The following is a 10,316-nucleotide window of genomic DNA, read 5'->3' as shown; positions in this document are numbered from 1 at the left end:
CACCGCCGCCGGCACCACCGCCGCACCACTGCCGCACCACTGCCGCACCACCGCCGCACCACCGCGGGCACTGTCAGTGGCTCCTGAGACTCTGAAGTACTCCCCACGAGGGAGCCTCAACCAGGAGGTACAGATGACTGATCCCAACTACACCGCTCTGCTTCTCGTGATCGACCGGAGCGGCTCGATGTCCGGCATCCGTGACGACATGGTCGGCGGCCTGACCGCGATGCTTGCCGCACAGGCCGCCGAGCCGGGCCTGCTCACCGTGGATATCGTGACCTTCGACGACGAAATCGAGCACACCCACACCCTCGCCGACCCGAGCGATATCACCGTCGAGCTCGACCCGCGCGGCATGACGGCGCTGCACGATGCGATCGGCATCGCCGTCACGGAGTTCGGCGAGACGCTGCGGGTGCTGCCCGAGCACGCGCGTCCCGGCACCGTGCAGGTCGTGGTCGTGACCGACGGCGGCGAGAACTCGAGCAGCGAATACTCCGCGGATGCCGTGCGCGCGCTGATCAACCGGCAGACCGAATCGTACAGCTGGGACTTCGTGTTCCTCGGCGCCAACCAGGACGCCGTGCTCACCGGGGCCGCACTCGGCTTCGACTCCGCCAGCTCCATGACCTTCGCTGCCGCGTCGGGTGAGGTCGCCGCGATGAGCGCGAACCTCGGTCGCTACGTGACGGATGTGCGCAAGAAGGAGAAGCGCGGCTTCACCTTCGAGGAGCGCATCGAAGCCGGAGGTGATGGCGTGTAGGCAACGATTGGGTGAAGTTCAGGAGGCCGGAACCCCTGTTGGCGGAGTGCGTGAAAACTGCCCCTCGTCTGGGATTCAGACAGATTCGATTCGTTGGAAGCGGTCCCGTGGGGCGTGCGATGGTGTGCGTGGAGGACGCCCGCTTGCCGTGGGACCGGGGGCTCTATTCGGGGTGAAGTCGGCCCTGATAGGCCCTGCCGGCGCGAAGAAACCCGACGTGTAGCGTCGGGGACCGCTCCCACAGCGGCCCTGTCCCAGACCCGCATCGTGCGGGACTGGCGACAGGTAGTACCACCATGTTCCACTTCTACGAATCATCCGTCGGCACTTCCCTAGCCCGCGCATCCACGGCCCGGAAGCGGGTTCTGGCACTGCTTGTCGTCGTCGCCGTGGTCGGCGTCGGCGGCGCCGGACTGGGCGGAGCGGCCGTCGCCGGCTCACTCCCCCAGAGTCCGGTCGAGCTCGGCACGGCGGACTCCTTCGCGATCCTGTCGAAGACCGGCGTGACGAACGTCTACGCATCCGCAGTCAACGGCAACGTCGGGGCCAGCCCGTTCACCGGCGCCGCGGTGCTGCTGACCTGCCCTGAGGTCGTGACCGGCACCATTTTCACTGTCGACGCCGCCGGTCCGCCGTGCACGGTGACGGACCCGAGCTTCCTGAGGACATCCGTCGGTGACATGGAAATCGCCTATTCCGACGCGGCTGGGCGCACGAACCCTGACTTCATCGACCTGGGTGCCGGCGAATTCGGCGGTCTCACGCTCAAGCCCGGCCTCTACAAGTGGAACACCGACGTGACCATCTCCAGTGATGTGCGCCTCACCGGCGGCCCGGACGACGTCTTCGTGTCCCAGATCGCCGGCAACATCGACCAGGCCTCGGCCAAGAACGTGACCCTGCTCGGCGGAGTGCAGACCAAGAACGCGTACTGGCAGACCGCCGGTTCAGTCTCGGTCGGCACCACCGCGCACTTCGAGGGCACGATCCTGAGCAAGACCATGATCGCGATGAAGACCGGCGCGTCGATCACCGGCCGGTTGCTGGCCCAGACCGCCGTCACGTTGCAGAGCAACTCTGTGACGAAGCCGGCCCTGTAACCACCGGTCGGCCGTATTCGGGAACCGGTTCGGCGGCATCCGTCGTCGCCCGATTCTCGGGCACCAGTCCACAGCCGCCCGCGCGAGTGTGGCCAACTCAGGAGAAACCGCCACCGCGGCCGAAACTTTCCCGCGTTTCCGGGGCTGCCGGGCAGCATCCGCCCGCATCTCCTGAGTTAGCCACGAACGCACCGGCTCCGCTCACGACGGATGCCGATGGGCGGCTCACGGGCGGCGTCGGAACCCCGCGCGGGGTTTACTCCGCTGCGCTGGAGGCGCGCCACGGGCGCAGCGGCGCAGCACCCGCGCAGCAGCGCAGCAGCACCAGCGCAGCAGCACCAGCGCAGCAGCAGCGCAGGTTGAACAGTCCGAGCACGAGCCTGGGCGCGGTGACCCGCCGGGTCAGCGGCGGGGCCGCCACAACCTTCCAGCCTCGGCGATCGGAGCGGCGAAGAGGCCCGGTTGACCGGGAGGGGCCCGGTTGACCGGGAGGGGCCCGGCGTGCACGGAGGTGCTCGGCGGCGGGTTTTGTTACCGGTCCTTGATTCTGCATATGTGCGGTTCAGTGCCTGCGTCGGTGCAGTCATTGAGAGTGGTGTTCCCGGGTGAGTCATTTGTTCTCGGTTCGGCGAGCCGGGCTTCTCAGCGCGGGCCGTGCCAGGGTGTGAAACAAGCATGCGATCGGGAACCGAACCCGAATCGATTCCCGATCGCACTGCCAGATCAGGACGAGATCCCTAATCTCGCCCGGCTTCCACCGTTGCAGTCGTGCGCCTACCCAAGGGGACGACAAAACGGAGGTGTGTCCACCGCGCCACGAGACGACAGAGACGAGGCTGAACGGCCGCATCTGGTGTCGGCCTCGAGGGAGGTGAGGTTCATCTGGGGCGGTTCCTTTTCATTCGGTAGGCCGGCTGACCCGAGGGTTCCGTGCCTTTGCGACCCCGCCTCACGACGGGTGTGCCCTTGCGATTGACGTGAAGGTGACCGTCTCTCCAGCGACCAGTCGGTCACCTGAGAGAAACCTATCAGCCAGGTTCGGCGCGCAACCGGCGAGGCTAAAATTTTCGCCGCTCGAGGGCCCCCCAAATCGAGGGGTGCGTCCGGCACAGATTCGGGGTGACGGATGCCGAGGCGCGCTTTCCCGGCGCCGAACTCCTAGCAACGGGCGAAGGCCCGGGCTAACGTTGCAGTCATGGGCGGAGCCGCTCACACTGCTCTGTTGTAGTGCTAAGAGGGGGGTCTCCATGACGGTCACCACAGGCGATACCTACGTCGCCGCGGCAAAAACAATCGCCACAACCGCACATCTGGGCCAGGTCGACAAGCTCGGCACCGCCTACATCGACCATCCCCGTCGCGTTTCCGAGCGCCTCAACGATCCCCTCGAGCAGGCCACCGCCTGGCTGCACGATGTGCTCGAAGACTCGAACATCACCCGCCACGACCTGCTCAAAGCGGGCATCCCTGGCGGTGTGGTCGAGGCCGTCACGGTGCTCACCAGAACGGATGCCGTCAGCGACGCCGACTACTACGCCGGCATTCGCGCCAACCCGATCGCTCTCGCCGTGAAGCGCGCCGACATCGCCGACAACCTGGAGCCCTGGCGGGTGGAACAGTTGGACGCGAGCGCGCAGAAGAGGCTCGCGGCGAAATACGGGTCGGCGCTGGCGGCGCTGGGTTAGGCCGGCTCGGGGCTCCCTGCTGCGGTCGAACCACGCTGCGGTCGATTCACGCTGCGGGTTGACCTCTGCTGCGGGTTGACCCGCGTCGGCCTCCGTGCCGTCATCTAACACTGTCGGCAGAGTGCCGGTGACGCAGTGACCCCAGTGCACCAGCGGGTAGGAATCCGTCCGGACGATGGGCTTGATGCAGTCCGTCCAGGTCGAGGCCTAGGCTTCCATGTCGTCGTGGGTGACGATGCGGCCCAGCTCGATGCCGCCATCCGGGAGCTGCCAGAAGTGCATTCGGCGCGCGGCGGGGGTGTTCTGCTCGATCGAGACGCGCATGCAGCGGGCGCCGTCCCAGCGCAGCAGGTGCGGGTCGGCCGGCCCTGCGCCCTGGCGCAGCGCGTGCAGGTGCCGCCCCTTGAGGGTCTTCACCCGGCCGGTGAGCACGTCGACGGATGCCTTGAACGCCTTGGCCAGCTGGCCGTCGTCGAGCCCGGCGAGAGATTCGGTGAACCGCTCCCCCAGCACGTAACTGTGCGGCAGCTTCCATTCCTCGCGGTCCGATTCCGGAACCCGGTCGACCCAGGCGAGGAGGATCTCATGCCGCACCCAGCCGGAGGGTTCCTCCCAGGCGGCTCGCCGCGACTCGTATTCGCTGACCGCGGAGTGGGTGGGGACGGTGCGGCGGGATTCGCGCAGCATCCGTCGTTGGGCCCGCTGGTCGTCGCGCAGCTCCGCGACCGTGTGGCGCAGGGTGGCGAGTTCGACGAGGGCATCGCGCAGTTGCAACTGTGCGGAGCGGGCCTGCTCGCGCAGTTTGGCGAGGTCGGAATCGGTGGCGCCGGCCTCGGAAAGCTGGTTCTCGAGACGCACGATGCGGGACTTCGCCTCGGCGAGGGACAGCTGGGTCGATTGCAGCGCGGAGTGTGGCGCGGGAATGGGCGTGGGCGTGACCCGGAACGGGGTGGCCCCCGTTGTAACCGGACGCAGGGCGTGCACGCGGCCCGGCCCCGGCGATGGGCGCGGGTGAAGGCGGTCCGATGTCGGGCCTGCTGTGATCAGGACCGTGACCCCGGAGACGCCGGCCGCATCGAAGACCCCGGCAGCACCGGAAACGCCGGAACCACCGGAAATGCCGATACGGGCGACCCCCGCGGCGCGGCGGGCCGATGCGGAGGCACCCACGAGCGCGGACTGGCTGTCGAGTTCGACCACTGCGGCGGCGCCTGCGTCTTCCTCGACCTGAGGCAGCAGCGGACGATTTTCCTGCAGCCAGGGAGGTCCATTCCGCACGGCACACAGCGACGGCAGAACGGTTTCGTCGTCGTCGACGTCGCTCAGGCACAGGTGCAGGGCACCGCTCGGCAGGTGGATGACCCGGGCCGCCACGACGTCACCCTCGGAGAGCAGGGCATCGACCTTGTCAAGCGAGTTGGCCGAGATATCGGCCCGGGTGATCGTGAGCGCCAGGTGCGGGTGCAGGGCCAGAACCGCCCGCTGCGCACTGACCTTCTGCACCAGAGCGAGCGTGATGCTGCCGTGCGGGTAGCGCTTCGCGATCGTGGCCACGGAGGGCGGCTTGATCTCGACATTGAGACGATGGGTGGGTGCGTCGAGCGCGCCCTGGATGCGCTGACCGGTCTGCAAAGTCCAGTCGAGGGGTACCGGCGGGTAGGTCAGCTCCTGCCAGACGGTGGCCATGCCGCCGCCGTCGAGTTCGACCAGGGCCCGGGAACCGCCCAGCATGAACCCCTTGACGGTGCCGTCCACGGTGATGACGGATGCCGGGGCGAGCGCGAAGAGGCCGGCCTGATGCGCGTGGGCGAGGGCATCCGTCACCAGCTGATCGGTGGCGTGTTGCGGGTCGCCGTGCGTGAACCGAAGCCGGGAACGGGCCAGGTCGGCGAACGCGTCGCCGACGGGGAAGGAACGGCCGGCGCTGCCGTAGACCTGGAACTGGGCCGGGAGCAGATCGCCGAGCTGGCGGGTGAGCTCGCCCGTCTCGATCAGGAAGACGCGCGCGACGTCGCCGATCTGGCCGGCGAGTTGGTCGATTCCGATTTCGGGCAGGCTGGTGCCGAACGGCGACGACACCACAACCCAAGGACGATCTCGGCCCGCATCGTGCAGACCGTTAGCGAGTTGTTGCACCGCGACGCTGGTCTCCACGCGGATGTACACCACTGACTCCCCTCCCAGCCTTCGTGAGAGGCTGTGTGACGAGGGTACGCCTGTCGCCTGTGAGAATGACCCCGAGCGTTAAGGTTCAGGGTGTAGGGAGCCCGATATCGTGTGTTTTCCGATGGTCTCACGGGGTCTGTCGCGGGGGTTGTCGCGGGGGTTGTCGCGGGGGTTCACGGGGACGCGAGTATCCCCACGATCAACGTCATCGCCGAGTTCAGCACGATGAAGGCGGCCACCGCTGCCACCGCCAGCTCGAGCGGCAACAGCACCATGCGCTGCAGAGCGGCGGCGCGCACTTCGGAGTCGAGCCGAGAGAAGCTTTCGATCAGGCCCTCGCCGGAACCCAGCGGCACATCGATCCACATGTCGGGGTCGTCGAGCAGTTCAATGACGCGCAGACGATCCGCCGGGCCCAGCACGATCGGCAGGGACGTCAGCCACGGAACGAGCTCGGCGGCATCGAGAACCGTCACCGGCACCGGCGATGACCGCACGTCGATGCTGCGCGCACCGACGAGGACGACCAGGGGAATCACGGGAATCGGGAGCGGACGGCGGTCTTCCAGCAGCGTCGTGACCCGTTCCGCCTCGAATTTCGCGTGACGCAGGTAGGGCACCGGCCGACTGTCCACCAGAACGCTGCGTTCCTCCACGAGCACGCGCTGGCGGCGGTGCTGTTTGGTATTGATGGTGATGACGCCGCCGGGGCCCACCAGCACGTGGTCGATGTCCCAGCCGTGTCCGCCGATCGGCAGCGCGTGGAAGACCGCCCACTCCGGCGACAACGTCGCCAACTTTTCGCCGACCACGATCTCGCCCTGGGCACCCAGGTACCAGCCCTCACAGTTCACGCCGAGCGGGGAACGCCCCAGAAACCGGGCCCACAGGGTTCGTGGAGGAGTGCCGCTCTGCTCGCGCAGCAGCTTTTCGATCATGAATTGGGCCGCGAAGCGCTGGCGCATTCTGGTACTTTCCAACGTCATCTTTTCTGATCCCCCACCGTCGATTGTAACGGCTCACCCCAACGGGTGGCACTCCCTTCGGGGACGGGCCCGAACCGGCCACCTACGATGGTCGGATGGTAAACAACATGAGGGTCGTGCAAACCCAGCTCGGGCTGCTCGAAACCCACATCAACACGATCAAAGAGGATGCGGCCACACCCCGCGGGGTGGAGGAGTCTCTGGTGGCCATCTGCACCGCGCTCGACGCGCTGACGGACGAGGTCCGCCGCCGCCTGCCCGAGTAGGCCCCCGCTTCGGGAGCGTCGTTCCGGCTCAGGCCGTCGCGAGCGCGGCTTCGATGAGCCGGAACACGACGTAACCGGCCGCGATGGCGCCCGCCGCGGCGAACAGGACCCACAGCATCCGTCGGATGCCGGCCGATCGCACCCGCGTATCGAGCGCCGTGAACCGCTCGCGCACATCATCGGGGGTGGTGTCCGGCAGCACGTGCCACATGTGCGGGCTGTCGAGAAGGTCCGCCACCTCCTGCACCTCACCGGCCGACAGCACGGGGTGGAGCCTGACCAGCCACCGGCGCAGTTCGTCCGCGTCGAGCACTTTGACCTGCTCGGGCTTCTGCTCGATGGTGAGCAGCCGAGGGTCTACGAACACGATCACCGGCTGCACGGGCGCGACCAGCGGCATCCGTTCTCGCACCAGGCTCGAGACGCGCTCGGCCTCGGATGCGGCGTTGTGCAAATACGGCACGGACTCGCCGTCGACCCGCAGCGTGTCCCGAGCGACACGGATGTCATTGCTCGGGTGGTGCTTCGTGGTGATCGTGAAGATTCCGCCGGGTCCGATCACGAGGTGGTCGATCTCGGCGGTCGCGGAGCCGACGGGCACGGCGCGCAACGCCGTCCACTCGGGTGGCAGCGTCGCCAGGATGGAGCCCACCACAATCTCTCCTTTGGCCCCGAGATACCAGGACATGCTGTCAGCGCCGTGCGGGGATAGACCGAAGAACCCCGCGAACCGCGACCGTCGGGGCACGCTCCCCTGAACCCGCAGCAGCTGCTCGGTGACTGACAGCGCCGCGAGGCTCTCCTGCATCGTGGCACTGTCCACCGTCATCGCAATCCCCTTTGCTGACTCGAATCTAGCGACTGGGGACGGGGAGCACGCAGTCCCCGAAGGGGGGTGTCGACGGCGTGGCGACTGGCGCACCGGGTTCGCCCGCGATGCCGGTGCCGATGCGGGTACCGGTGCGGCCTACGACCAGACGTCGCGGTGGTCTGTGGCGAACTGCCGGAAGGTGGTTGCCGGATCGCCCGAGAGCCGCCGGATCACCCGGTTCGGGCACGCGGAAACCCCCAGGCGCACCACCCGGTAGATCATCTTCTGCACGGCGATGAAGTCGGCCTCTGCGCCCTGCTCGGCCAACCGGGCGAGGTAGTCGTCGACGCTCGGCCGCGCATAAACGATGCGCCGCCCGAGCACCTCCGAGAGGATGTCCGCCACCTGGTAGTAATCCAGCGACTGCTCGCCCGACAGCGTGTAGGCCCTGCCGAGGTGCCCCGGCTCGGTGAACACCCGCGCGGCGACGCGCCCGATGTCACGGGCGTCGACGAATGCGGTGCGCGCCCTGGCCGCCGGAAGATAGATCTCGCCGCGCTCCCGGATGCCGTCACGGTACACGGTCGACAAATTCTGCATGAAGAAGTTCGGTCTCAAAAACGTGAAGGGGGCCCGCCAACGCCGCAGGTGCTTCTCCACGGCGTGGTGGGGAGTGGCCGGGTTGAACTGTACACCCTGCAGGGAGAGAAAGACGATCTGGCGGATGCCGTGCGCCAGCGCCGTGTCGATCACCGGGATCAGGGTGTCCGCCACGTTCGCGATCGCGGGCGGGCGCAGCAGGAACAGCCGGTCGACTCCGGCGAAGGCGCCGGCCCACCCGGTCGGGTCGGAGAAATCGAAGGCACGGGGTGTGCCGGCCGGCGGGTCCAGGGCGAATTCGGAGCCGGCCGGGTTCCGTACCGCGGAGATGACGCTCTCGCCGGTGGACGCGAGCGCCGCGGCCACGGCCCGGCCGACGGTTCCGGAGGCACCGGTGACGAGGATGCTGCCCATCAGATGCCCGTGGAGTCATCGCGAGCCGGGGTGGGAGAGGAGCCGGACATAAGTCACACCTTTCGTCGAATGCATTTAGTTTAGCCACTAAGGCAAATTGACACGGTGGAGGGCGCGGCGGCAGGAACGGTGGCATCCAAGCCGCCCGGAGTCCCCCAGACTGGGGGTGTGAATGCAATCAGGGTGCCCGGAATCCGACAGTCAACCTGGATCGCGGCTGCGGTGGCCGCCACGGTCGCCGTGGGTGCCGGTGCCGCCGGAATCGCGGCCGCCACGGGTCTCGGCGACGACGAGACCACCCTGACCGACACCGAGCTGGCGCGTGCGAGTCGCGCGGCCCTGACCGAGGTCGGGCCAGCCACGGTGACGGATGCCCAGCGCGGCCCCGCCGAGTCTCACGCGCTTTCCGAGTCCTACACGGTCGACACCCGACTTCCGAACGGCGTCGAGGTCGCGGTTCAGCTCGATGAGACCTTCACCGTCGTGTGGGTGAGCGCACCCAGCTGGAGCGGCGACGCGGCATCCGTGGCCGAACCCCGCGTGCTGACCGCTGCGGAACTCGCAAGCGTCGACCGCACGACTGCCGGCCAGGCGGCCCTGGCCGAGGTCGGCAGTGGCACCGTGACGGACTTCCGCCGCAGCAGAGCGCTCGACCACGCCTTCGAGGTGGAGGTCACCCTCGACGACGGCACGCAGCGCGTCGTCGAGCTCACCGAGCGCAGCCAGGTCGTGAGCGCCAACCGCCCGACGCCGCGCTGAGCCGAGCTGAGCCGAGCTGCGCCGAGGTCGCCGGCCGGGCGGCGCTGAGCCGAGCTGCGCCGAGGTCGCCGGCCCGGGCGGCGCTGCGCCGCCCGGCCCGTACGAATCGTTAGCTCGCAGATGGTGACAAGGCGACCGGTGACGAAGTACCGTTGCCGAGTAGGTCTGAAATTGCGTACGCAGAACGAACAACAATGACGTCGGCCCCCCGCACCAGCGGCTCCACCTGAGTGAGGTTCCTCGGGTGGCGCCGCGCGTCTTGCCCGGGCGCGTGCTGTGTCGCGTCCGCTGGGCGTCACCGCTCGACGAGGATCCCGTCTTCGTCGCAGTAGATCGTGCGGCCGGGGGTGAACGTCACGCCGGCGAACCGGGCGACGGCATCCGTGACTCCAGCGCCGGCCTTCGAGCTCTTGCGCGGGTTGCTGCCGAGGGCCTTCACGCCCAGCGGCATCCCTCCGATGGCCACCCGGTCGCGGATCGCACCGTTGATCACCACGCCGGCCCAGCCGTTCTGCACCGCGAGGTCGGCGATCATGTCGCCCATCAGCGCCGTGTTCAGCGAGCCGCCGCCGTCGATGACGAGCACCTCGCCGGCGGCGGGCGTCGACAGCACCGACTTGAGCAGGGCGTTGTCCTCGAAGCAGGTCACGGTGCGGATCGGGCCGCTGAACCGGGCGAGGCCACCCAGGTTCAGGAACTGGAGCGAAACGGATTGCAGGTCTTCCCCGCGCTGGTCGTACAGGTCGGCGGTCAACAGCATTGG

The 10,316-nt window shown here is 68.1% G+C and carries 10 protein-coding genes and 1 riboswitch; of the genes, 5 read left to right on the top strand and 5 right to left on the bottom strand.

What is annotated here, in order from left to right; all coding sequences use genetic code 11:
* Window positions 1-133: 133 nt before the first annotated feature.
* From CXY79_RS01260 to CXY79_RS01250, 3 genes are all read left to right on the top strand, one after another.
* A complete protein-coding gene (locus CXY79_RS01260; RefSeq protein WP_104099355.1) occupies window positions 134-766 on the top strand; it encodes a vWA domain-containing protein in 633 nt (210 codons plus the stop codon).
* 296 nt (window positions 767-1,062) lie between these two features.
* The gene (locus tag CXY79_RS01255; RefSeq protein ID WP_104099354.1) at window positions 1,063-1,866 is read left to right on the top strand and encodes an ice-binding family protein; all 804 of its coding nucleotides are present in this window, start codon (window positions 1,063-1,065) and stop codon (window positions 1,864-1,866) included.
* A 901-nt stretch (window positions 1,867-2,767) separates the two neighbouring features.
* A riboswitch (cyclic di-GMP riboswitch) is annotated at window positions 2,768-2,841 on the bottom strand.
* Between the two features lie 272 nt (window positions 2,842-3,113).
* Entirely contained in the window at window positions 3,114-3,551 is a 438-nt protein-coding gene (locus CXY79_RS01250) for a phosphohydrolase (protein WP_104099353.1), read from the top strand.
* A 207-nt stretch (window positions 3,552-3,758) separates the two neighbouring features.
* Here CXY79_RS01250 and CXY79_RS01245 read toward each other — a convergent pair whose 3' ends face one another.
* Both CXY79_RS01245 and CXY79_RS01240 read right to left on the bottom strand, forming a co-directional pair.
* Window positions 3,759-5,720, bottom strand: a complete 1,962-nt coding sequence (locus CXY79_RS01245; protein ID WP_134342163.1) for a hypothetical protein — start codon at window positions 5,718-5,720, stop codon at window positions 3,759-3,761.
* A gap of 170 nt (window positions 5,721-5,890) precedes the next feature.
* Entirely contained in the window at window positions 5,891-6,682 is a 792-nt protein-coding gene (locus CXY79_RS01240; RefSeq protein WP_158250195.1) for a nuclease-related domain-containing protein, read from the bottom strand.
* A 116-nt stretch (window positions 6,683-6,798) separates the two neighbouring features.
* Here CXY79_RS01240 and CXY79_RS15835 point away from each other — a divergent pair, with 116 nt between their 5' ends.
* The gene (locus tag CXY79_RS15835) at window positions 6,799-6,969 is read left to right on the top strand and encodes a hypothetical protein (RefSeq protein WP_158250194.1); all 171 of its coding nucleotides are present in this window, start codon (window positions 6,799-6,801) and stop codon (window positions 6,967-6,969) included.
* Window positions 6,970-6,997: 28 nt separating this feature from the next.
* On the opposite strand, the gene CXY79_RS01235 is transcribed toward CXY79_RS15835, so the two are convergent.
* Both CXY79_RS01235 and CXY79_RS01230 read right to left on the bottom strand, forming a co-directional pair.
* Entirely contained in the window at window positions 6,998-7,798 is an 801-nt protein-coding gene (locus CXY79_RS01235) for a nuclease-related domain-containing protein (protein WP_104099350.1), read from the bottom strand.
* A 138-nt stretch (window positions 7,799-7,936) separates the two neighbouring features.
* Window positions 7,937-8,794, bottom strand: a complete 858-nt coding sequence (locus tag CXY79_RS01230) for an SDR family oxidoreductase (protein WP_104099349.1) — start codon at window positions 8,792-8,794, stop codon at window positions 7,937-7,939.
* A gap of 168 nt (window positions 8,795-8,962) precedes the next feature.
* Here CXY79_RS01230 and CXY79_RS01225 point away from each other — a divergent pair, with 168 nt between their 5' ends.
* Entirely contained in the window at window positions 8,963-9,553 is a 591-nt protein-coding gene (locus CXY79_RS01225) for a hypothetical protein (RefSeq protein WP_134342168.1), read from the top strand.
* A gap of 295 nt (window positions 9,554-9,848) precedes the next feature.
* Here CXY79_RS01225 and rraA read toward each other — a convergent pair whose 3' ends face one another.
* Window positions 9,849-10,313: a ribonuclease E activity regulator RraA gene (gene rraA / locus CXY79_RS01220; protein ID WP_104099347.1), complete on the bottom strand. Its 465-nt coding sequence runs from the start codon at window positions 10,311-10,313 to the stop codon at window positions 9,849-9,851.
* Window positions 10,314-10,316 lie beyond the last annotated feature (3 nt).

Origin of the sequence: Cryobacterium sp. M96 (assembly GCF_002929845.1) — a bacterium.
Taxonomy (GTDB): domain Bacteria; phylum Actinomycetota; class Actinomycetes; order Actinomycetales; family Microbacteriaceae; genus Cryobacterium; species Cryobacterium sandaracinum.
This window is presented reverse-complemented; position numbering and strand designations above follow the sequence as displayed.